This is a genomic window from Paenibacillus sp. FSL R5-0345, from assembly GCF_000758585.1.
Taxonomy (GTDB): Bacteria; Bacillota; Bacilli; order Paenibacillales; family Paenibacillaceae; genus Paenibacillus_AQ.
The window spans coordinates 177,346-199,901 of the sequence record NZ_CP009281.1 but is presented as its reverse complement, the minus strand read 5'-3'; the positions used below and the strand labels follow the sequence as shown (position 1 = coordinate 199,901).

At 45.5% G+C, this 22,556-nt stretch carries 20 protein-coding genes and 1 tRNA gene; 2 read left to right on the top strand and 19 right to left on the bottom strand.

Features of this window, described 5'->3' with window-relative positions:
• Nucleotides 1-427: 427 nt before the first annotated feature.
• The 10 genes from R50345_RS00980 to R50345_RS00935 form a co-directional block, all read right to left on the bottom strand.
• Nucleotides 428-1,228: an IS3 family transposase gene (locus R50345_RS00980; protein ID WP_231574208.1), complete on the bottom strand. Its 801-nt coding sequence runs from the start codon at nucleotides 1,226-1,228 to the stop codon at nucleotides 428-430.
• Nucleotides 1,180-1,578 carry a helix-turn-helix domain-containing protein gene (locus R50345_RS31775; RefSeq protein WP_042123336.1) on the bottom strand — a complete coding sequence of 133 codons (399 nt, stop codon included), beginning with the start codon at nucleotides 1,576-1,578 and terminating at the stop codon, nucleotides 1,180-1,182. Before R50345_RS31775 ends, R50345_RS00980 begins: the two co-directional genes overlap by 49 nt.
• 137 nt (nucleotides 1,579-1,715) lie before the next feature.
• On the bottom strand, nucleotides 1,716-4,598 hold the full coding sequence (rnr, locus tag R50345_RS00970; RefSeq protein WP_042131753.1) for a ribonuclease R: 2,883 nt from the start codon (nucleotides 4,596-4,598) through the stop codon (nucleotides 1,716-1,718).
• A gap of 344 nt (nucleotides 4,599-4,942) precedes the next feature.
• On the bottom strand, nucleotides 4,943-5,176 hold the full coding sequence (secG, locus tag R50345_RS00965; RefSeq protein ID WP_042123332.1) for a preprotein translocase subunit SecG: 234 nt from the start codon (nucleotides 5,174-5,176) through the stop codon (nucleotides 4,943-4,945).
• A gap of 228 nt (nucleotides 5,177-5,404) precedes the next feature.
• Nucleotides 5,405-6,691, bottom strand: coding sequence for a phosphopyruvate hydratase (gene eno, locus R50345_RS00960; RefSeq protein ID WP_042123330.1), 1,287 nt, complete (start codon nucleotides 6,689-6,691; stop codon nucleotides 5,405-5,407).
• Between the two features lie 68 nt (nucleotides 6,692-6,759).
• Nucleotides 6,760-8,304, bottom strand: coding sequence for a 2,3-bisphosphoglycerate-independent phosphoglycerate mutase (gene gpmI / locus R50345_RS00955; protein ID WP_042123328.1), 1,545 nt, complete (start codon nucleotides 8,302-8,304; stop codon nucleotides 6,760-6,762).
• Nucleotide 8,305: 1 nt separating this feature from the next.
• Nucleotides 8,306-9,058, bottom strand: a complete 753-nt coding sequence (gene tpiA / locus R50345_RS00950) for a triose-phosphate isomerase (protein ID WP_042123325.1) — start codon at nucleotides 9,056-9,058, stop codon at nucleotides 8,306-8,308.
• A 27-nt stretch (nucleotides 9,059-9,085) separates the two neighbouring features.
• Entirely contained in the window at nucleotides 9,086-10,267 is a 1,182-nt protein-coding gene (locus R50345_RS00945) for a phosphoglycerate kinase (protein ID WP_042123322.1), read from the bottom strand.
• Between the two features lie 116 nt (nucleotides 10,268-10,383).
• Nucleotides 10,384-11,394: a type I glyceraldehyde-3-phosphate dehydrogenase gene (gene gap / locus R50345_RS00940; protein WP_036687120.1), complete on the bottom strand. Its 1,011-nt coding sequence runs from the start codon at nucleotides 11,392-11,394 to the stop codon at nucleotides 10,384-10,386.
• A gap of 102 nt (nucleotides 11,395-11,496) precedes the next feature.
• Nucleotides 11,497-12,549: a sugar-binding transcriptional regulator gene (locus tag R50345_RS00935; RefSeq protein ID WP_042123320.1), complete on the bottom strand. Its 1,053-nt coding sequence runs from the start codon at nucleotides 12,547-12,549 to the stop codon at nucleotides 11,497-11,499.
• 334 nt (nucleotides 12,550-12,883) lie between these two features.
• Here R50345_RS00935 and R50345_RS00930 point away from each other — a divergent pair.
• Both R50345_RS00930 and clpP read left to right on the top strand, forming a co-directional pair.
• Nucleotides 12,884-12,958: transfer RNA gene (locus tag R50345_RS00930), tRNA-Arg, on the top strand.
• Nucleotides 12,959-13,151: 193 nt separating this feature from the next.
• Nucleotides 13,152-13,748 (top strand): ATP-dependent Clp endopeptidase proteolytic subunit ClpP, encoded by a 597-nt coding sequence (gene clpP / locus R50345_RS00920; RefSeq protein WP_042123316.1) that lies wholly within the window; start codon nucleotides 13,152-13,154, stop codon nucleotides 13,746-13,748.
• Nucleotides 13,749-13,843: 95 nt separating this feature from the next.
• On the opposite strand, the gene R50345_RS00915 is transcribed toward clpP, so the two are convergent.
• From R50345_RS00915 to R50345_RS00875, 9 genes are all read right to left on the bottom strand, one after another.
• Nucleotides 13,844-14,482: a GDSL-type esterase/lipase family protein gene (locus R50345_RS00915; protein WP_042123313.1), complete on the bottom strand. Its 639-nt coding sequence runs from the start codon at nucleotides 14,480-14,482 to the stop codon at nucleotides 13,844-13,846.
• A gap of 109 nt (nucleotides 14,483-14,591) precedes the next feature.
• Nucleotides 14,592-15,695, bottom strand: coding sequence for a PdaC/SigV domain-containing protein (locus R50345_RS00910; protein ID WP_052414410.1), 1,104 nt, complete (start codon nucleotides 15,693-15,695; stop codon nucleotides 14,592-14,594).
• A gap of 123 nt (nucleotides 15,696-15,818) precedes the next feature.
• Complete coding sequence (locus R50345_RS00905) at nucleotides 15,819-16,574, bottom strand: SIMPL domain-containing protein (protein WP_042123312.1); 756 nt, start codon at nucleotides 16,572-16,574, stop codon at nucleotides 15,819-15,821.
• 149 nt (nucleotides 16,575-16,723) lie between these two features.
• Nucleotides 16,724-16,993, bottom strand: coding sequence for an HPr family phosphocarrier protein (locus R50345_RS00900; RefSeq protein ID WP_036687106.1), 270 nt, complete (start codon nucleotides 16,991-16,993; stop codon nucleotides 16,724-16,726).
• Nucleotides 16,994-17,090: 97 nt separating this feature from the next.
• On the bottom strand, nucleotides 17,091-18,020 hold the full coding sequence (whiA, locus tag R50345_RS00895) for a DNA-binding protein WhiA (protein ID WP_042123310.1): 930 nt from the start codon (nucleotides 18,018-18,020) through the stop codon (nucleotides 17,091-17,093).
• Between the two features lie 144 nt (nucleotides 18,021-18,164).
• Entirely contained in the window at nucleotides 18,165-19,112 is a 948-nt protein-coding gene (locus R50345_RS00890) for a gluconeogenesis factor YvcK family protein (protein ID WP_170880206.1), read from the bottom strand.
• Nucleotides 19,113-19,169: 57 nt separating this feature from the next.
• Nucleotides 19,170-20,069, bottom strand: coding sequence for an RNase adapter RapZ (rapZ, locus tag R50345_RS00885; RefSeq protein ID WP_042123306.1), 900 nt, complete (start codon nucleotides 20,067-20,069; stop codon nucleotides 19,170-19,172).
• A 45-nt stretch (nucleotides 20,070-20,114) separates the two neighbouring features.
• Entirely contained in the window at nucleotides 20,115-21,065 is a 951-nt protein-coding gene (locus R50345_RS00880) for an ROK family glucokinase (protein ID WP_042123305.1), read from the bottom strand.
• Nucleotides 21,066-21,273: 208 nt separating this feature from the next.
• Complete coding sequence (locus R50345_RS00875; RefSeq protein ID WP_042123303.1) at nucleotides 21,274-22,533, bottom strand: DUF438 domain-containing protein; 1,260 nt, start codon at nucleotides 22,531-22,533, stop codon at nucleotides 21,274-21,276.
• Nucleotides 22,534-22,556: the final 23 nt, after the last annotated feature.

Sequence of the window (22,556 nt, the reverse complement as noted above, 5' to 3'; positions counted from 1 at the left end):
AATTAAGCTACATAAATGCACTTTATACATCTATTTAATATATTTAGACGCTTGATGGTTGTTTAGTTGTACTTTCTGCAGTTAAAAACTCGAAGTCATGCCGTTTTGAAGGTACTGATCCAATTTAGATGTACAAAGTGCAATTAACCTCATTCTTTACTGAAACGCCAGTATTTTAACCGCACATTATGCAATTAAAAATAAGCATCGTGATAACACTAGTTACTTTGCTCCAATCCAAGTGTCATAGTTGCAAAAACGACGTTAGTACAAAGCTTCTTCTAACTATTACTCAACAAACTTGTGGCAACCAATATTCTCGTTCAGAAACGATAATTTTACACTTTAGCCGAGCTGCAGAAAACAATTAAAAAAGCACCGCCCCCAGCTGGTCAAGCCCCCATTTTATAGACACTGAAAAAAGACCCTAGGCAATAAGCTGTTTCCGGTACTCTACCGGAGGCAGCTTATTTAACCTTCGTTGTGGCCGATGTTGGTTATAAAATCGAATGTAATCTTCAATTTTCCTTTGTGCCTCATCCATATTTCGGATATCATAAGGATAGAGTCCTTCCGTTTTGAGATGCGAGAAGAAGCTCTCCATAGAGGCGTTGTCATAACAATTGCCTCGGCGAGACATGCTGATTCGGGCCCCAACCTTTGGCAGCATGTCGTGGTATGCATGAGACGTGTATTGGAATCCCTGATCGCTGTGAACGATCAGTCCAGTCACGTCTTTTTGCTGACTCCACGCCTGCTCAAAGGTCCGGAGAACCAGTTCGTTGTCGTTCCTAGCGCTCATTTGATAAGCGATAATTTCGTTATTGAATAAATCTTTAATCGCAGAAAGATAGAGCCACTTTTCGCCTACACGATATTGCGTAATGTCTGTCACCCATTTTTGGTTGGGAGCATCCGCTTTGAAATCCCGTTTCAAAATATTTTTCGCCACACGGTCTCCTTCAGAAGTAGCATAATTACAACGATGTTTTCGGCGGATCCTCGAACGAATGCCTAAATCCTGCATAATTCTGAGTACCTTCTTATGATTCATCCAAACCCCGTGGTCTTGTAGCAAGAACAATTGAATTTGGCGATAACCGTAGACTCCTTCATACCTTTCATAGACCTTCTGAATGAGCGCCTTTGCTTCCTGATCCCGATCTGTTCCTTTGCGCTTCAGGAAAGCGTAGTATCCACTTCTAGAGACCCTAAAGAGTTTACACAGGTTGCTAACGGCATACTCTTTTGCAGCGTTCTCAATGACTCTATATTTGTGCGTTTCACCTCCTGCATCCAGATTTCCAAACACTTTTTTAGCATTTCATTTTCCCGTTTGAGCTTTTGAACATACCTATCTTGATCGATATATTCAATACGACGCCCCCGTTGATCTAGTAGCCCAAATTCCCCTAGCTCTCGGTATTTCTTCATCCATCTCTTTACCCGTCCTTGATCTTGTATCTCAAAATGCTCCGTAATTTTCCGATAAGTCCATCTTTCCTCCACATGTAAACGAATGGCCTCTTTTTTAATCTCATCTGAGTAATTTTTAAACTTCTGTCCTTTAATCGCCATAAAAATGCACCCCCTAGAATTTCATCGGATAAACCAGGGGTTTTTTCCAATGTCTATTCTAAGGGGTGCACTTCAAGCAAAGGGGCGGTGCTTAATCTTGCGTCATAGAGCTACGAGACGTAGCCCATAAACGTTATTTATTTCTTCTTTCTCTTACGAGGAGCTCCGTCTGGAGTGCTGCCCGTAGTGTCACTACGTTTAGAAGTGGCTTGTTCAGACGTCTGAACGTTGCCCGGTGTCACGGACTGACCGATGAACACACCGCTTTTGTTCTTCTTTTTCCGGCGACCTTTACCTGTTGGAGCGCCGTTACGACCTTCTCCACCGCCAAAGTTACCGCCGCGGTCCTCGCGGCTGCGGAACTTCGTGCTGCCGTCCAGGCCGCGAACTTCGCCGCCGGAAGACTCGGACGCAGGAGCGCCGTATCCGCCTTTGCCGGAGCCAAAGCCGAAGCTGATGCCGCGTCCACCACCGGCACCGCCGTTGTCCCCACCGCGGCCTCGACCGCCGCTGCGCTCACGCGGTGCGCCTGCGTTGCCGCCGGCTTCGCCCCCGCGCTCTGCGCCGGTGCTTCCGCCCGGCGCCGCAACACCCCGGCTCGCATCCTCGCCGGCATCACGCCCGCGCTTCCGCTTTCCGCGTCCGCCCGGTGCAACAGCACCGGCCGCTTCGCGCGGCCCTTCGCCGGCGCGCACACCTGCGCCCGGCTTGCCCTTGCCCGCGCCTACAGCAGCGCCGGGCTTGCCTTTACCGCCGCGGCCCTTGCCGCCGCCGGCTTTACCCCCAGCGGCTGGCTTGCCGAAGCCGCCGCCACCTGAACGGCCGCCTTTGCCACCGCGGCTGCCTCCAAAACCACCGCTGCGATGCTCGCCTGGCGCGCGCGGTTTCATGTCGACCAACTCGAAATCGATCGTGTGGTCATCCATATTTACCTTGGCGACTCGAATCTTCACCTCGTCGCCAATACGGAACACCCGTGATGTGCGCTCGCCAATGAGCGCCATATGCGCCTCGTCGAAGTGATAATAATCATCGCTCATTGCACTGAGACGAATGAGTCCTTCGACGGTGTTGTCCAGCTCGATGAACATTCCGAAGCTGGTCACACTGCTGACCATAGCCTCGAATTCCTCGCCTACTTTATCTTGCATGTATTCAGCTTTCTTCAGCTGCTCTGTATCACGTTCAGCCTCTACCGCCACACGCTCACGTTCCGAGGACTGCTGAGCAATGTCAGGCATCCGGCCGGCCAAATAATCATGTCGTTTCTGGCTCAGCGCCCCTCCATTCTCAATCACTTCACGCATTACGCGGTGAATAACCAGATCGGGGTACCGGCGAATTGGAGAAGTAAAGTGAGAATAGTATTCTGCAGCGAGTCCGAAATGGCCTGTGCTCTCTGCATCATATTTCGCCTGCTTCATGGAACGCAGCATCATTGTGCTAATAACAGTCTGTTCTTTAGTTCCTTGGATTTGCTCCAACAGATCCTGCAAAGCACGTGGATGAACCGAATTGCCACGTCCCTTCACGTGATATCCGAAATTAGCCGCAAAAGCCATAAAATTCTGCAGCTTCTCTGGATCTGGATCTTCGTGAATCCGGTAAAGGAACGGAACCTTCAGCCAGTGGAAATGCTCAGCGACCGTTTCATTCGCAGCAAGCATAAATTCCTCGATAATCTGCTCCGCTACAGAACGCTCACGCTTCACAATATCTACAGCCTTGCCGTTCTCATCCACAATGATTTTGCTCTCTTCGAAATCAAAATCAACCGCGCCCCGCCGCATCCGCGCATCGCGCAGCTTCATCGCTAGTTCTTTCATGAGACGGAAATCATCAATTAATGGACTATAACGCTCCAGCAATTCTGGATCTTCATCCTCCAAAATTTTACGAACATTAGAATAAGTCATTCTTTCTTTGGTGCGAATCACACTGGTAAAGACATCGTGCTTCACAACCTTCATTTGTTCGTTAAATTCCATCTCGCAGGACATTGTTAAGCGGTCAACCTGTGGGTTCAAGCTACAAATCCCGTTAGACAAACGGTGAGGAAGCATCGGAATAACCCGATCCACCAAATACACGCTACAGCCCCGATCGTAAGCTTCTTTATCAAGTTCAGAGCTCTCACGCACGTAATAACCTACATCCGCAATATGCACGCCTAGCTTGTAATTCCCGTTCTCCAATCGCTGAACATTAACGGCATCATCCAAGTCCTTAGCATCTTCGCCATCAATCGTGACAATGTTTAGTCCGCGCAAGTCGCGCCGTCCCTGCTCAGCAATTTCCTCTTCTGTGATTGAATCCGGAGCATTGTCCGCTTCGTACATCACTTCAGCCGGAAATGCCTCTGGTAGCTGATGCTTACGGATGATAGATAGAATATCGACTCCCGGATCATCCTTATGTCCGAGAATCTCAATAATTTCACCTTCTGCTGCTGATCGTCCTTCTGGATAATTCACGATGCGCACAACGACCTTTTGCCCGTCTACCGCCCCCATGAAGGATTGCTTAGGAATAAAAATATCACGGTTAATCCGTTTATCATCAGGCAGCACAAAACCATAGGTCTCTAGATTTTGAAATACGCCGACCGTTTGCAATACGCCACGTTTTACAATACGTTCAACTTCACCTTCCATACGTCCGCCGGACGGACTTTTAGAGGTAATACGGATCAAAACGATATCGCCATTCATAGCTCCCTTTAGATCATTCGCATGGATGTACACGTCAGGATGATCACGATCATCCGGGATCAAAAAAGCGAAGCCTTTCGCATGAGCTTGTAACCGGCCTCGCAGTAAATCCATTCGTTCCGGCACGCCATAACGTGCATTACGAGTTAATACAATTCTTCCGTCCTGCTCTAATTCAATTAGTAGTTCCTCGAACTTTTTAAACCCTGTGCTATCTTCTAGAGCAAAATGGCTCACCAGCTCTTCATAAGTCATTGGTTTATATGCAGTTTCCCGCATGAAATCGAGTAATATTTCTTGTGTTATCATGTTCGTCACCCCAGCCCTCCGCGGCTCCAAGCCGCTGGCAAATATGTATGTCTTGTCCTGCTCTGTAGTAATGCCAAGTAAAATTTACCTTTACCTACTTCATACCCTAGTATACACGAAATCAATCCTGCGCATCCCTGTTACTGTCATCCAAAGGTAAACGCAGTACAAAATTTCAGTCACAACTAAGAAGATAGTCTATTTATTAGGCCTCTACCTTACCGAATCTTATTCTTCCTTTATGCAAAGAAAAGCACCTACAGGTGCTTATCCCCTTTTAATTATAACAAAAAAGCCTTCGCTCCATTCCATTCAGAACAGAGCGAGGGCTTACTGTAGGTACTTTAGTCAATGAAAACAGCAGCTAGAATCGCCATAATGAAGAATCCTGCAGCAAGTCCAACAGTTACACGTTGTAGTACGAGTTCCATACCCCGAGCTTTTGTTTTACCAAAGAGATGCTCAGCACCGCCGGAGATGGCACCGGAAAGACCCGCGCTTTTCCCCTTTTGCAGAAGAACGACCGCAATAAGACCGACGGAAAAAATCAGGAGCACAACTTTCAAAAAGATATCCATTCACTTCCACCTCCTACGCCTAAGCATCACTATCTATGGTAATTGAGGTTATCACGATACATAAACAGTATTCTTATTTTATCATAGCGTTGTCGGTAATACAACCGCCTAGACTGTTAAGTCGTAGCTTTTCTTGTAAGATAAGGAATTACATAGCGTCTGCGTCTCTTTGAGTACAAAAAAGACCCGCCATAAAGGCGGGTCTTCGTACTCTGCTATAAAAGCAGATTATCTTTTAAGGTTGTAGAAGGATTTCAGGCCGTTGTATTGAGCCAATTCACCCAACTCGTCTTCGATGCGAAGCAATTGGTTGTATTTAGCAACACGGTCTGTACGGGAAGGAGCACCAGTTTTGATTTGACCAGCATTAGTCGCAACAGCGATGTCAGCGATTGTGCTATCTTCGGATTCACCGGAACGGTGAGAGATAACTGCTGTGTAACCAGCACGTTTAGCCATTTCGATAGCATCGAAAGTTTCAGTCAATGTACCAATTTGGTTAACCTTAACCAAGATGGAGTTACCGATACCTTTTTCGATACCTGTTGCAAGACGCTCAGTGTTTGTAACGAACAAGTCGTCACCAACCAATTGAACTTTGTCTCCCAATTTTTCAGTAAGCAATTTCCAACCATCCCAGTCGTCTTCGGACATACCGTCTTCGATTGTGATGATAGGATATTTTTCAACCCATGAAGCAAGAAGGTCAACATACTCAGCGGAAGTGTAAGATTTACCTTCGCCAGCAAGGGTGTATTTACCGTCTTTGTAGAACTCAGTGGAAGCAACGTCCATACCCAAGAATACGTCAACACCTGGTTTGTAACCAGCTTTTTCGATAGCTTCGATAATTGTAGTGATTGCTTCTTCATTCGAACCAAGGTTCGGTGCGAAACCACCTTCGTCACCTACAGCTGTGTTCAGGCCTTTGGATTGAAGTACGGATTTCAAGTTGTGGAAGATTTCAGCACCTGTACGAAGAGCTTCTTTAAAGCTTGGAGCTCCTACAGGAAGAACCATGAACTCTTGAACATCGATGTTGTTGTCCGCATGCTCACCACCATTGATGATGTTCATCATTGGTACTGGAAGAGTCTTAGCGTTGAATCCGCCCAGGTATACGTACAAAGGAATATCCAAAGCTGCTGCAGCTGCGCGAGCTACGGCCATGGATACAGCTAGGATCGCGTTAGCGCCCAATTTACCTTTGTTATGAGTTCCGTCCAAAGTGATCATCAATTTGTCGATGCCCACTTGGTCAAGAGCGTCCATACCGATAACTTCTGGAGCGATGATTTCATTTACGTTCTCAACAGCTTTCAGAACGCCTTTACCCATGTAACGGGATTTGTCGCCATCACGAAGCTCTACAGCTTCATGAGCGCCAGTGGAAGCGCCGGAAGGAACGATAGCGCGGCCTTTAGCACCGGATTCAAGATAAACGTCAACCTCTACAGTAGGGTTACCACGGGAGTCAAGGACTTCGCGAGCATAAACATCAGAAATAATAGTCATTTTAGTTAATCTCCTTTAAACAATGTTTTGGTTTTAATTGTTGAAGCTTAATCTCAGGTATTGTTTCCTTATTTGCGACTAGCGATCATAGATTGACCAGTCATTTCCGCAGGTTGCGGAATTCCCATCAGATCCAGAATGGTTGGTGCTACATCAGCAAGGATACCGCGATCGCGCAATACAACATTTTCATCCGTAAGGATGAACGGAACCGGGTTAGTGGTATGAGCTGTGAACGGACGACCGTTCTCATCAAATACCATGTCTGCATTACCGTGATCGGCGATAATGATCGCAACGCCACCCTTGGCAACTACTGCGTCCACTACTTTACCTACACACTCATCCGTTACCTCTACAGCCTTGATTGTTGGCTCCAGCATACCGGAGTGTCCAACCATATCAGGGTTTGCAAAGTTAAGGATAATAGCATCCTGTCTTTCCGCTTCGATTTCTGCTACGCAGGCTGCAGCCACTTCGTAAGCACTCATCTCAGGTTGAAGATCATAGGTTGCTACTTTAGGAGAGTTGATCAAGATACGAGTTTCTCCTGGAAGTTCCTCATCACGTCCACCACTGAAGAAGAACGTTACGTGCGGATACTTCTCAGTTTCCGCGATGCGCAGTTGCTTCTTGTTGTGTTGCACAAGTACTTCACCCAATGTGTTATCCAGGTTCTTCGGTGAATAGGCTACATAACCTTGTACCGTTTCGCTGAAAGTAGTCAGGCATACGAAGTGCAAGTCTTGTGGGAACAACGGACCCCGGTCGAAACCGCGGAAATCTTGATTCGTGAACACTTGTGACAACTGAATAGCACGGTCAGGGCGGAAGTTGAGGAACACGACGGAATCGCCGCTCTCTACTGCCGTTACCGGCTTGCCTTCACTGTCTACAATCACGCTAGGTTCAACGAATTCGTCGAACACGGAATTTGAATAAGAAGCAGTGATAGCTTGCAGAGCATCCGTGTATTTAGGGCCTTCGCCATAAACCATAGCACGATAGGCTTTTTCTACACGATCCCAACGTTTGTCACGGTCCATGGCGTAATAACGTCCGGATACCGTTGCAATTGTACCTACTCCAACTTCTTCAATCTTAGCCACCAGATCTTGGACAAACTTCTTACCACTATCTGGAGGTACATCACGGCCATCCATGAAAGCATGGATATACACTTCGTGCATATCTTCTTTCTTAGCCAGGTCAAGCATAGCAAACAGGTGGTTAATGTGGCTATGTACCCCTCCGTCGGATACAAGCGCGTAAAGATGAAGCTTTTTACCTGTGTTCTTAGCATTTCTAACTGCGGCTACCAGTGTTTCATTATCGAAGAATTCGCCCTCACGGATCGATTTATCAATACGAGTCAAATCCTGGTATACAATCCGTCCTGCACCAATATTTAAGTGCCCTACTTCAGAGTTGCCCATTTGGCCTTCTGGAAGACCAACAGCTTCACCACAAGCAGTAAGGGTAGTATTAGGATATTGTTTCAAGTAACGGTCATAGTTAGGTTTGTTAGCTTGAGCAACGGCATTACCTTCAGATGTTCCACGCAAACCGAAACCATCCATGATGATCAAAGCTACAGGTCTTGGAGCTGACATCTTACTTCGCCCCCTCAACCAATTGAACGAAGGAAGCAGGCTGCAAGCTGGCACCGCCAACAAGCGCACCATCGATGTCGCTTTGGCCCATGTACTCAGTTACATTCTCAGGCTTCACGCTGCCGCCGTATTGAATACGAACAGCTTCAGCTGTTGCAACATCATACAGATCTTTTACAAGACTGCGGATGTACGCAATAACTTCGTTAGCATCTTGGGAAGTGGAAGATTTACCTGTGCCAATAGCCCAGATAGGTTCGTATGCAATGACAACTTTTGCTGCTTGCTCAGCACTAAGGCCTTGGAATGCAGCTTCAGTTTGTACTTTACATACAGCTTTCGTTTGATCAGCTTCACGCTCTTCGAGCTTTTCGCCAACACATACGATTGGAGTGATACCGTGACGGAATGCAGCATGCATTTTCTTATTCACGATTTCATCTGTTTCGCCAAAATAAGCACGACGCTCTGAGTGACCAATGATTACATAGTCTACGCCAAGATCGCTAAGCATTACACCACTGATTTCTCCTGTGTAAGCACCGTTATCTTCAAAGTGCAGGTTCTGTGCGCCAATCTTGATGTCTGTACCTTTTGCAGCTGCTACAAGTGCAGGCAGGTTAGTAAATGGAGCGCAGATTACAGTCTCAACGCCTTCTACTTCTGCTTTGCCTTTGATGTCAGCAATAAAGCTTTCTGCTTCAGGAACTGTTTTGAACATCTTCCAGTTACCCGCAATAATTGGTGTTCTCATGAATTAAATTGCCTCCTTCTATACGTCTTACTTGTCGTTCAGTGCTTCTACGCCAGGAAGCGCCTTGCCTTCCATGAACTCAAGGGATGCACCGCCACCAGTGGAGATGTGATCCATTTGGTCAGCCAGGTGGAATTTTTCTGCTGCTGCTGCGGAATCTCCGCCGCCAATAACAGTGTAACCTTCAGTTGTTGCACAAGCTTTTGCTACTGCAAGTGTACCTTCAGCGAATTTATCGATTTCGAATACGCCCATAGGTCCATTCCAGACAACCAGCTTGGAGTTTTTGATAATATCGGCATAAAGTTCACGAGTCTTAGGTCCGATATCAAGTCCTTCCCAACCTTCTGGGATTTCATTGTAATTAACGATCTTAGTGTTAGCATCAGCACCGAATTTATCAGCAACAACAACATCAACAGGAAGCATGAAGTTTTTGCCAAGTGCTTTAGCTTTTTCGATGAATCCAAGAGCAACGTCAAGTTTGTCGTTGTCTACAAGTGACTTACCAATTTCGAAGCCTTGAGCTTTAGTGAATGTATAAGACAATCCACCGCCGATCAGAACGTTATCAGCCAAAGACAACAAGTTATCAATAACATCAATCTTGTCTTTAACTTTCGAACCACCGATGATCGCAGTGAAAGGACGTTCTGGGTTAGTAAGAGCTTTACCAAGAACGGTCAATTCTTTCTCCATCAAAAGACCGGATACAGCTGGTAGGAAATGAGCGATACCTTCTGTCGATGCATGTGCACGGTGAGCCGCACCAAACGCATCATTGACGAACAAATCAGCCAATTCAGCAAATTGTTTAGCCAATTCAGGATCGTTCTTTTCTTCGCCTGGGTAGAAACGAACGTTCTCAAGTACAAGTACGTCGCCTTCGCCTAGCTCAGCAATTTTTGCTTTTACAGCATCGCCAACAGCTTCATCAGCTTTAGCTACTGGTTTGCCGAGAAGCTCGGACAGACGTTCAGCAGCAGTAGTCAAACGCATGGAATCTACGAATTGGCCTTTAGGACGGCCCATGTGACTTGCGAGAATAATCTTTGCACCGTTCTCGATCAAATATTTAATGGTTGGAAGTGTTTCGCGAATACGAGTATCATCAGTAATCTTACCGTCTTCTACAGGTACGTTGAAATCCACGCGTACAAATACGCGTTTACCCTTTACTTCTACATCACGGACGCTCTTTTTGTTCATGATTAATTCCTCCACACCCAAAGTTGTTTCTAGCAGGAAACAAGAAATACATTTAGAAAGAGCGGAAACAAGGAACTTCTGTTTCCGCTCTATAGATGTTACTTATATCAAGTCAATTACTTAGCGATTTTAGCGAATTTCTCCAAAGTACGAACCAATTGTGCAGTGTAGGACATTTCATTGTCATACCAAGCAACAGTCTTAACGAGTTGTTTGTCGCCAACAGTCAATACTTTAGTTTGTGTAGCATCGAACAGGGATCCGAAAGTCATACCTTTGATATCGGAAGATACGATTTCATCTTCAGTGTAACCATAAGTGTCTGGATCGGAAGCTGCTTTCATTGCTGCGTTGATTTCTTCAACAGTAACGCTCTTATCAAGAACAGTTACAAGCTCAGTCAGGGAACCAGTTGCAACTGGAACACGTTGAGCCGCACCATCCAATTTACCTTTAAGTTCTGGAATAACAAGACCGATTGCTTTAGCAGCACCAGTAGTGTTAGGAATGATGTTCTCAGCTGCTGCACGAGCGCGTCTGAAGTCACCTTTAGCGTGTGGAGCATCCAAAGTGTTTTGGTCACCAGTGTAAGCGTGAATTGTAGTCATCAAGCCTTCAACGATACCGAACTTGTCGTTCAATACTTTTGCCATTGGAGCTAGGCAGTTCGTTGTGCAAGATGCGCCGGAAATAACAGTCTCAGTACCATCAAGAATGTCATCGTTAACGTTGTAAACGACAGTTTTCATGTCGCCAGTAGCTGGAGCGGAGATAACTACTTTCTTAGCTCCACCTTTCAAGTGTTTTTCAGCTGCTTCTTTAGTTGTGAAGAAACCTGTGCACTCAAGTACGATATCAACGCCTAGGTCGCCCCATGGCAATTCTTCAGGGTTGCGGTTAGCAAGAACCTTAACTTCTTTGCCATTGACTTTGAAGAAGCCATCATGCACTTCAACATCACCTTGGAATTTACCTTGAGTTGTATCATATTTAAGCAAATGAGCAAGCATCTTAGCGTCAGTCAAGTCGTTGATTGCTACCACTTCGATACCTTCTACATTTTGAATACGGCGGAAAGCAAGGCGTCCAATACGTCCAAATCCGTTAATTCCAACTTTTACACTCATTGAATAGTTCCTCCTAGAATTCGTTTTATTTATTCAAAACAGACCGTGAAGCCTGTCATGACAACAATGTTAAGTATGATGCAAGATATATGTTCTAGTGAGTTACGAGGATATCTGTAACTGATTATCAATTTCCTTGCCGATTTCCACAGCAGCAGCCTCGTCGGTGACGAGTATATTCTCCTGCCCGAAACGCAGCATGGCATGAATGGCTTTGGCCTTTGGTTTGCCTCCAGCAATACCGATGACTGTCTCCGTCCGAACAATATCTTCTAGACGTAGTCCCATCGTAAGCATCGTATGGACAACCTGACCATCTTCGTTAAAGTAATACCCAAAGGATTCAGCCACGGCTCCCTCACCCTGGATTTCTGAGACAGTTGCCTCATCCAGCTTGCGGCGGCGAGTCATTTCAATGGCATCCCCAATCCCATGTACAATAATACGCGAACTGCGGATGATTTGTACAATCTCTCCAATATTAGAGTCAAGTGCTAGTGACTGGTAGGCATCCCCACTAAGTAAATCAGGTACATGCAGCAACCGGTAATTCGCTCCTACCCGTTTTGCCATTGTTGAGGCAATCGTATTGGCTTGAATCTCCATACTCTCTCCTAATCCACCACGCGCCGGAACAAACCAAGCGTTCTTATAGGAAAGGGATAACGGCGGTGTCAGTTGATCAGCCATATCGGCAAGCGTTGATCCACCAGTGACAGCAACAATATCATCTGTACGAAGTACACTAAGCAGCGCTTTTGCACCTGCTCGGCCGAGTTCACGTTTGGTGAATGGCGATGACTCACAATCACCCGGCACCACAATAACTTTATCCAGACCATACGTTGCCCGAATTTTCTCTTCCAGCTCATCCAGACCAAACAGGCTCTTAACGACCGGCTCTAGCAAATCAAGCAGCCTACGTCCAGCAGCGCTAATGCGCATACCAACGCTCTCGATCTCAATGAGCCCTTGCGATTTCAGAAGATCCGTCTCGGCACGCAGTACCCGCTCAGTCATATCAAGCGAAGCGGCAAGCGTTCTGCGCCCAATTATATCGGACAGCATGATCTGATGAAGAATCGTGTACCGTCTCTTAAGGGTTTCCATGAGATCAGGCAGAAGCTGCTTTTGGATATCTAATAAATTACGCATACTTTCACTCCTGCAACTTCGTCTTCCTCTATTCCCTTGTTCATGGTCTCAAAATGTCCCGGGTAAACTTTTTAAGTCCCACTCATATTCTAACCAAATATTGCTCGAAGTGCAAGTCTTCCGAGAGTAGAATTCTCAAGCGCTTGTCTTCTTATACATTTATAAGATCGGGAAAGAGGTACGGTTCCTAAAACCTGTAATTAACAATCCAGATTCTATCGCTCAGTGAAAGACAATATACGCTTGTCCACCTTGAAGACAAGGGGTAGAGTCCGTGCACAGCATTATTAATTCATTGCAATTGCAAAGAAATTGTATTATAATCATTTTTGTTGCGCCCGTGGTCCAATGGATATGACGTAGGCCTCCGAAGCCTGAGATCCAAGTTCGATTCTTGGCGGGCGCGCCATTAATTTCACTTTTGTACATAATTTAGTAGTGCCTATACTACTACTTAACCAAAGAGCCGCGTGTCGGCTCTTTTTTTTGAATATAAGTTTGACTTTCTTTGACTTTTTGTTTGAATTTGTTTATCATGTGGGTAATACGGCAAGAGTAAAAATGAATACATTTGAAGAACCAATATCAAGGAGGTTTTCCACGTGAGTTATATTCCTATGGTAGTAGAACAGAGCAACCGCGGTGAGCGCGCTTATGACATCTATTCCCGCCTGCTGAAGGACCGCATCATTTTCCTTGGAACGGAGGTTAATGACGTGGTAGCCAATTCTATCATCGCACAAATGCTGTTCTTGGCTGCCGAAGATCCGGATAAGGACATTCACCTTTACGTGAATAGCCCCGGCGGTTCCATTACTGCAGGTATGGCTATTTTTGATACAATGCAGTACATTAAACCGGATGTTTCCACCATCTGTGTAGGTATGGCAGCTTCCATGGGAGCATTCCTACTTAACGCTGGCGCTAAAGGCAAACGCTTCGCACTGCCTAACAGTGAGATCATGATTCACCAACCTCTGGGTGGTGCTCAAGGTCAAGCAACGGATATCGAAATCCGTGCCCGCCGTATCCTCAAATTGCGTGATAAGTTGAATCGTATTCTTGCAGAACGTACGGGTCAACCGCTAGAACGTATTGAGAAGGATACAGATCGTGATTACTTCATGACTGCTGCAGACGCGGCAACTTACGGTATCGTTGATAAAGTCATCGAGAAAACACTGCCTAGCGGTGTGTAAGCTATAAAACAACGCAAAGAGGCTGTGCCCTATCCACTTGATGGTTAGCGCACAGCCTCTTTACTTTTCAGACCACCACTCCATACGAATCTCAGTTAAATCAAACCGCCATATCCAAGCGCATCGAGTTTCTCAGCAATCACACGGTAGCCTCGGCCATTCGGATGTAAGTGGTCAATCGATAATAGCCCTCTCTCATTTCCTGCAAACTCACTATAGATAGAAGCAAACCCACATACTCGGCTACTGTACTGTGAGGCATAGCGGTTAAACTGCCGCACCCACTCTGTAGCACCCACTACCTGAGGATAAGGATTATACAGTCCCACAATCCGAATGATAAAAGGTCTACGCGTTCCCGTCTTCAATTGGAAGAGGATACTCATAATTGCAGCAAAATTTTGTTTGCATTCTTGCAATGATCTTCGCAGCTCTTTAGATAAATTTTCAGGTTGTCTAGCTACAGCCTTCGCAGCATGGATTAAATCGTTGCCACCGATGGATAGAGTGATGATGTCGGCTGCTCGAATGGCTTCGCGAGTCATTGCACTCCCCCGTAGCCGCTGTTCCAGTTCAGAAGTAGTCAATCCATTCACGCCCAAATTCGTAGAGGCTACATTAGAACGCAGTCTCCCTTCCGCCATTCTACGGTACACCGGTACAAAACCGTTACCTGGCAGAGCGCCAAATCCAGTCGTCAAGGAATCGCCAATTGCAGTGTATTGATAGCTCATAGCTCTCCCCCGTTCATAAACTAGTTACTCCATTTAGCATATGAATTCGAGGTGATTCTGGTAAGGGGGAGATGTCCAGTGGTGACACTAGCGGTTACAACTTCTCTATTTATTTTACAGCAGCAAATGGGCTACCGCCTTCCGGCAACAGTTCTTTGAAAGTAAAGGGATATTCCGGGAATCCCGCAGCATAAGCTGTGTATTCATACAATTGGAAGAACAGCACGACCTGATCATCCTTCAGATAAAAATACTTCTCCGTATTCAATCCGTTGAATCCTCCCAAATAACTTTCCTCCGCTTTTACCAGCTTGTTCAGCTTGGCATTTAGCTGTTGTTTGTAGTTGGGATTAGCACCAAACAAATCACCCAGCAATAGACGTTTGCCATCCTTAAGTGAAAAAGTAAATGCCTCACGATTAGTCATGCCATGAGCGCCGCCCGTATCGCTATACTGTGACATCACTAAACTGATCACACCATTCTGATTGTAGGTCACCACATAATCTATATCATAGGTATACTTAGGCTCTGACCCGGTCCGATCGGAGATATCCTGTTCTGCACCAGCCGCAAATTTCATAACACTTTCCTTCAAAGTATTATTAATTGCCTGCTGCGCATTGGAATTACTTAATCCACTGATCTTCGGATAATCAAGCTGGATAAAAGCCTCTTGCCGATCCTTAGCATAGGTTTCAGTGGTTACTGTCAGCACGTTCAGTGGTCTGTTCACCACGTTCAGCCTACCAGAGTCCCGACTCCAATCTACTTTATAACCCAAATAATCATTCAACAGGCCTGATGGAACATAAAGCCGATTGTTAATTAGCTTTCCTTCATATTCTCGAATGTAATAATTGTTCACCCAAATAGAATTTCCATAGCTAGATAACATGAACTTAGTTTTTATCGTTCCCTTTCCAATCGTATATGCATTTTCTTTTTTATCATAAGTAAGTGGTAATCGCAGCACATCACGCATAAAGGTGATCGGCACCCATGCCTTCCCTTCCTGCAAAATACCTGTCTGCTGAGAAATCATCCCGTTTGCCTTCAAAACTATACTTGAAGCAATAGCCACACTCTTCGTCTGATCCGATGCTGCATAACCAGTCTCAACAGGCAGTAATCCTCCACCAAGCAATAACCCCGCCGACATCAAGCCTATGCCCCATTTGCGTACTATTTCTTTTGAGAAATTCATCATCATATTTTTCCTCCCCTTTCCAGTTTATTAAACATAATCTTAGAGATTTTACACAAAAAAAGAGGCACCCCCCACTATTACTAGCGGAAGAGCACCTCTCCTCTCTACACACATCTTGTTCTGCTACTATTTCAATTCATACATTACGCTCAGCTGTGTTGTAACTTTAACTACTCCCGGTTGAACGGATGTGCTTGCACCAGCATCTGCTGCAGCCATTTCCATTTTTAGATTCTGCTCAAAATAAACCGGAGTAACATTACCATCATTTTGGCTGACTGTGATTACTTGACCCAAGCTACGTCTAGCTGCCTTAGCAATAGCTCCTGCTTTAACATCTGCGTTCGCCATCGCCTTTTCAATCACCTGAGCTTCAAAGGCAGAAGTATCTTCCACTGAAAAACGTGCATTTCCGATATTATTTGCCCCTGCCGCAGATGCAGCATCCAGCAATTCACCAACCTTGGTCAGATCTCTATAAGACACTAACAGCGTATGATTCGCGTTGTATCCCTTCACTTGCTGTCCATCTTTTTCGCTATAACTATAGTTGGGTTGCACATAAAATTGGGTACTTTGAATATCCTTGTCTGCGATTTTCCAAGTCCCTTTCAGTAGTGTAGTGATCTTTTGGATTTTAGCAGCATTTGTTTTTTGCGCTTCTTGTGCAGTTGCAGCCGTAGTATCTACACCGATGGACAAGTATACAATATCCGGCTTGATGGACAATTCACCTTTACCTACTACACTAACGACATTTTTCTGCACTTCATCTGCGTAAGCCTTTGCAGGACCTTGGAAGGCACCACTCATGCTAATCCCTCCAATTAACAAACTCCCTACGATCAACACTGAACCAATCTTTTTAACCAAACCTTTCATATTTGCCAGCCCCTTTCATCTTTTGTGATTTGTTATTATCCTCTAGACGAGTCTTTTTGGTAAATGTTGCACACGTAAATCTATTTTTTGGTATTAAAAAAAGCCCCTAGGGGCTTTTTAGTCATGCGATAAAAAGTCATCTCAAAATATTATTGGTTTTCAAGCTCTTCTTTGCTGACGAGACTCGTCAAAGCGTTTACAGCTTGATCCGCGTCTGCACCATCCGCGCTGATATAGATCTCCGTGCCGGAACTGATCGCTAGGCTCATAATACCCATAATACTTTTGGCGTTTACTTTTTTATCGTCTTTTTCCACGAAAATCTCCGACGAAAACTTGTTAGCTTCTTGCACAAACAATGCTGCCGGTCGAGCGTGTAGCCCTGTCTTCAACCGAACAACTACCGGGTGCTTTGTCATGAAACGCTTACCCCCTAATTGAGTTCTCCCCAAAAATTTCACATTAATTTTATATTATTATATCATTATAACGTAAACCACACTAGAAAAAAAGTGACTAGCCGCCGCGAACCTTGTCCGCCAGTTCATCAATCTTACGAAGTCGATGATTTACTCCGGACTTACTAACTGTACCTTTCAGCATTTCACCAACCTCTTTAAGGTTGATATCTGGATGTGCCATTCGAATCTCTGCAACTTCTCGCAATTTATCCGGCAAGCTCTCCAGTCCTACTTCTCGCTGCAGCAGTTTGATATTTTCAATCTGCCGCACCGCGGCACTTATCGTTTTATTGAGATTCGCGGTCTCGCAGTTCACGATCCGATTCACGGAATTACGCATATCCCGCATAATTCTTACATCCTCAAATTTGAACAACGCTTGATGCGCCCCGATCAAACTTAAGAATTCGATAATCTTCTCGCCTTCTTTAATGTATAGAATGAACCCTTTTTTACGTTCAATGCAGCGTGCGTTTAGGTGAAATTCACCAGCTAGATCGACAAGCGCCTTACAATGCTCCTCATACATCGAGGAAATCTCCAAATGGTAAGAGGAACCCTCCGGATTATTAACCGATCCGCCCGCCAAAAAGGCACCGCGTAAATAAGCACGCTTACAGCAGTTATTCCCAACAATCTCTTTATCAATACCGTCGGTAAAAATAAATCCTTCGGACACAATTCTGAGGTCATTTAGGATCTCCTGTACGCGACTAGGAATTCTAACGATATAAACGTTATTTTTCTTCAAACGCATTTTTTTACGCACGAGTAGCTCAATATGGACCTGGTAATATTTCTTAAGCAAAGAATATACCCGCCTTGCAATCGCGGCGTTCTCCGTCGAAATGTCGAGAATAACCTTTTTGCTTGAAAGCTGCACAGATCCATTCATACGGATAAGTGCTGACATTTCCGCCTTCTCACAACAGGGCTCACTCTCCACCATCGTCAGCTCTTTTTTGGTAAGGGCCGCAAAAGACAAGGGTCTCACCTCTTTCTGAAATAAGTACGTCATTCATATATACAAGCATAAACGCCTTCGGCGTCCTTTTGAGGACGGTAAGCGTTTATGCGAGAAATATAAGAAAGTATAGGTGTAAAACTTATATTTTCTTATATTTTTAAGTTATACCCTAGGGTTCCTGTTTATCCAATCTTGCACAAGCTGGTAGATATGATGACTAAGTTTATCGGTATCATGCCTTAAGTAAGTTCGGAATAACACTAGCTTATCCGCGATGACTTTATACCCACTGCCATCTAGTACATCCTTGTCGAGTTGTACCGGACGTGCGCCCTTCTCTGCGTACTTCGTCTGGACCTGCTCTGGAATTTCACCGTCATTGACAATAACATAATCGAATAAATGAATTCCAATATGATCATAAACGGCTTGTAGATGATCATTTACGGTATAATTATCCGTTTCGCCAGGCTGAGTCATTACATTGCAGACAAAGATTTTGATTGCATCCGAAGATACAACGGCTTCTGCTAGCTTTGGAACAAGTAGGTTCGGAAGAATGCTCGTATAGAGACTTCCTGGTCCCAAAAGAATCGCATCAGCGTTTCGAATCGCTTCAAGTGCTTCAGGCAACGGTTCCACATCAGCAGGCTCCAAAGATACCCGTTTAATGATCCCGCCGGCTTCCGGTATCTTAGACTCACCTGTGATAATCGTACCGTCCGACATTTCTGCACGTAACACAACGGCATCTCCCGCAGCGGGCAATACCCGTCCACGAACAGCAAATAATCGGCTAAGCTCGCGAACAGCTGTGACAAAATCGCCAGATATATCTGTAAGCGCAGCGAGGATTAGATTACCAAGACTATGACCCGCCAAGCCTTCACCCGTGTTGAAACGATATCTCATAATATCCGCCATGAGCGGTTCCACATCAGCCATAGCTGTTAATACGTTACGGATGTCCCCAGGAGGTGGCATTTGCAGTTCACTGCGCAAAATGCCCGAGCTTCCTCCATCATCCGCTACCGTAACTATAGCTGTAATATCTAGCGGCTTTTCTTTTAAGCCGCGAAGCATGACAGATAACCCCGTACCACCGCCCATAACGACGATACGTGGACGCTGTCTTTGTTCTTCAGCCACTATGGACCCCTTCTCTCATTAGTGCCGATCACGCTCGGAATCCCGATGACTAACCGCTACGGATTCCGTTTCGCTGACGCCCAGCATTTTACCCAAATATTCCGAAATGGCTACTGAACGGTGTTTTCCGCCTGTACAGCCAATGCCGATAATAATCTGGGATTTACCTTCCCTACGATATTGCGGAATTAAGAAATGAAGCATATCGAGCAGTTTGGTCAGGAACACCTGTGTTTCAGGCCATTTCATTACATAGTCATAGACATCGCTGTCCTGACCTGTTTTTGGCCGCAGGTGATCCACATAATGTGGGTTAGGCAAAAAGCGAACATCGAAGACGAGGTCTGCATCAATAGGAATACCATACTTAAATCCGAACGATGTAATATTGACGGAAAGTGTGCTTTTTCCTAAATGCGAGAACCGAGATACAATCTTCTCTTTAAGCTGCACTGGTTTCATACTGCTAGTATCCAGACATAATGTGGCTGAATTCTTTAATTCCTCAAGCATTTTACGTTCCAGCTTGATACCGTCAAGCGGAAGTCCCTTGGGTGCTAAAGGATGATGACGCCGGCTTTCCTTGTAACGCTGCACAAGTACCGAATCCGTAGCATCCAAGAACAAGATTTCACAGCCAATGGTTGACTCATCTTTGATATAGGCTAGAGACTCGGACAAAGCAGTGAAGAATTCCCGGCCGCGCAGGTCAATCACAAGTGCTACCTTGGCGATCTTACCCTTCGACTGCTCAATCAGTTCTGCAAACTTAGGGATCAGCACCGGCGGTAAATTATCGACACAGAAGAACCCTAGGTCTTCCAGACTCTGCACAGCAATTGTCTTACCCGCACCTGACATTCCGGTAATAATGATCAGGGTGGCTCCAGCCGTTGGAGTATTGTCCAATTCGGTCATTAAAGCGTCCCCTCCCTAAATTAGTATATGAATACTCCCTATCTTTTAAGAACGAAGCAGAAGGCCTGCAGCACCAACAATACCTGCATCATTGCCAAGCTCCGCAGGGATAATCGAAACACCCGTCTGAAGCGGAGCTGGTGCGAGCTTAGCGAACACGCGACGAACTTCATCAAATAGAATATCTCCAGCTTTAGACACACCACCACCAATGATAAAGACCTCAGGGTTAAGCACGGCCGCAACAGAAGCCATAGATTTACCCAGATAGTAAGCTGCACGGTTTACTATACGAATCGCTACTTCATCACCAGCTTTAGCCGCATCAAATACTTCCTTCGCTGCAATCTTCTCTACCTGAGAAAGGGAAGTACGATCACCACGAGCGACTGCATCATTAGCCATACGAATAATACCTGTAGCAGAGGAAACGGTTTCCAGACATCCCATATTGCCACAACCACATTGAATAGCTTCCAGATCCGGCACTACAGTGATATGGCCAAGCTCGCCCGCTAGACCCGCGAAACCTTGATAAATTTTTCCATTAATAATGATTCCGCCACCCACACCTGTTCCAAGGGTATAGCAAACACAGTTCTCAATCCCGCGACCTGCACCACTCCAAGCTTCACCCAGCGCAGCCACGTTCGCATCATTGTCTATTTTGACAGGCTTGTTCCAGCGATCTTCCAAAATGGAGCGAATCGGCACATCTTTAAATCCTATGTTGGGCGCAAGAATGATGATTCCTTCACGAATATTTGTGAACCCTGCTACGCCCGCGCCTACACCTGCAAGCTGATCCCAAGAGTACGGGGAATCCTCCACAATTTGGCGTACATACTTCTCGATATTATCGATAACAGTATCGACACCTTCTGCAGTTCCTGTTGGTCCCTCATAAGTATGTAGTAGAGTTCCCTCAGCATTGCAGATTCCAACCTTAATTGCAGTTCCACCCAAATCCACGCCAACGTAGATATTCTCAGACATGTAACAAGCCACCTTTTTTTATACTAAAATAGTTAATCCTAAGTACCAACTATAATAGAAGCCCCCTCTGTGGTCAAGGAAAGACAACACACCCGGGAATTCCTTATTTCAATAGTATACTCTATTATATTCTAAGAAGACCCTCTTGCGCCAAAGCAAGAGAGTCTTCTTCCCATATTATTATCTGGAAATATTCCATTATCACCCATTATTCTGATAGAATACGCTTCTGCCCCTCCAGTGCACGGATGGGTGCGATATTCTGTGTAAACTCTAGCGTTCCCATATACCGGCCTGTCTCGTCGCGGACAGCGAAATAACGGATATAAATAAACTTATCCTTGATGTTGATCCAGAAGTCCTCAGCGTCCTTATGTCCTGCCTTAAAGTCTTCCAGAAGCTTCTCCACCACATGAACACTTTGAGGCGGATGACAGTTCTGTACCGTACGGCCGATAACTGCCTTAGTTCGGGCAAAGATACGTTCCTTGCCGTGTGAAAAATACCGCACAACATCATTTTCATCAATGAATGTCAGATCTACCGGCAGATGATTGAGTACGGTCTCCAGCTGATGCAGTGACAACAGCCCTGTCTCAAAACGTATGAACCCTTCTTGCGGAGTTACTCCCTCTGCTTCTCCCAGCACTGCACCTTCCGGCTCTGCGGCGCGCTCTGGGACCCATTCCTGCTCCGGTGCGGTTAGACAGAAACCAATCTCATCGCTCTCCCGAGCGATTTTGACCCATTCGTCTTCAGTCAGTTTGTCCAGCGCCATAGGCAGTAGAATATTCTCTTCTTTAAAGATCATTTCATTTACTTCCTGGATAATCTCCGTAACTTGAGCCCCAATTTCTGCAGCGTTTCCGTTATACGCGCTAAGTGCTGCTTTGGCCTCTTTTATCATACGGCGGATATTATCATCGACTCCCCACATGACCTTGGTCGGTCCATAAATCCCATACTTTTCAAGGTAAGGAAATAGCAGATTCTCTTTACGGCTGTAGTGTTTATCAAGATCTAGCAATAAGCTTAAATCTTCCAATAACTTGAAGATAAGTTCTTCACTGTCGTTCTTCTGAAATTTGGTTGCGTGTAAATCTAAACGGAAGTTCACAAGTCTTTCTATCTCGCGGTTTTCCAGCTTGAAGGTGTGTACTGGATGCCCTGGCTGCTCCTCAGGCTTAGATGAACGGTGAATTTGCTCAATAGAACCTTTAAAAATCGCTGTATGGACCGAACAAAGCCGCTGTACCTCAGATACCGGAATCCCCTCTTCGGTCATTAATGAATGCTCCATAGCTGAGATTTCCGCTACGGTTACATCGCCTACAGCTTCCTCGAAGCGCGCCTTCACCTCTTCAATGCTTTTGCCTGCATGCAGTTCTTTAATAATCTCCTTGAGCATGGCTTGGCGACGAGTTTGCTCCGGCACATCAACCTCGCGGTTATTTATCAGTTCACTCATTATTGATCTCTCCTTAATGATAT

Bases quoted from the DNA above. Each gene is read 5' to 3' on its own strand.
- R50345_RS00910 (WP_052414410.1), bottom strand. From the start codon at position 15,695: ATGATGATGAATTTCTCAAAAGAAATAGTACGCAAATGGGGCATAGGC.
- R50345_RS00890 (WP_170880206.1), bottom strand. From the start codon at position 19,112: ATGGGCGGTGGTACGGGGTTATCTGTCATGCTTCGCGGCTTAAAAGAA.
- eno (WP_042123330.1), bottom strand. From the start codon at position 6,691: ATGACTATTATTTCTGATGTTTATGCTCGCGAAGTCCTTGACTCCCGT.
- R50345_RS00945 (WP_042123322.1), bottom strand. From the start codon at position 10,267: ATGAACAAAAAGAGCGTCCGTGATGTAGAAGTAAAGGGTAAACGCGTA.
- rapZ (WP_042123306.1), bottom strand. From the start codon at position 20,069: ATGACCGAATTGGACAATACTCCAACGGCTGGAGCCACCCTGATCATT.
- tpiA (WP_042123325.1), bottom strand. From the start codon at position 9,058: ATGAGAACACCAATTATTGCGGGTAACTGGAAGATGTTCAAAACAGTT.
- gpmI (WP_042123328.1), bottom strand. From the start codon at position 8,304: ATGTCAGCTCCAAGACCTGTAGCTTTGATCATCATGGATGGTTTCGGT.
- rnr (WP_042131753.1), bottom strand. From the start codon at position 4,598: ATGATAACACAAGAAATATTACTCGATTTCATGCGGGAAACTGCATAT.
- R50345_RS00905 (WP_042123312.1), bottom strand. From the start codon at position 16,574: ATGAAAGGTTTGGTTAAAAAGATTGGTTCAGTGTTGATCGTAGGGAGT.
- R50345_RS00880 (WP_042123305.1), bottom strand. From the start codon at position 21,065: ATGTCTGAGAATATCTACGTTGGCGTGGATTTGGGTGGAACTGCAATT.
- R50345_RS31775 (WP_042123336.1), bottom strand. From the start codon at position 1,578: ATGGCGATTAAAGGACAGAAGTTTAAAAATTACTCAGATGAGATTAAA.
- R50345_RS00900 (WP_036687106.1), bottom strand. From the start codon at position 16,993: ATGACAAAGCACCCGGTAGTTGTTCGGTTGAAGACAGGGCTACACGCT.
- R50345_RS00875 (WP_042123303.1), bottom strand. From the start codon at position 22,533: ATGAGTGAACTGATAAATAACCGCGAGGTTGATGTGCCGGAGCAAACT.
- R50345_RS00935 (WP_042123320.1), bottom strand. From the start codon at position 12,549: ATGCGTAATTTATTAGATATCCAAAAGCAGCTTCTGCCTGATCTCATG.
- R50345_RS00915 (WP_042123313.1), bottom strand. From the start codon at position 14,482: ATGAGCTATCAATACACTGCAATTGGCGATTCCTTGACGACTGGATTT.
- secG (WP_042123332.1), bottom strand. From the start codon at position 5,176: ATGGATATCTTTTTGAAAGTTGTGCTCCTGATTTTTTCCGTCGGTCTT.
- gap (WP_036687120.1), bottom strand. From the start codon at position 11,394: ATGAGTGTAAAAGTTGGAATTAACGGATTTGGACGTATTGGACGCCTT.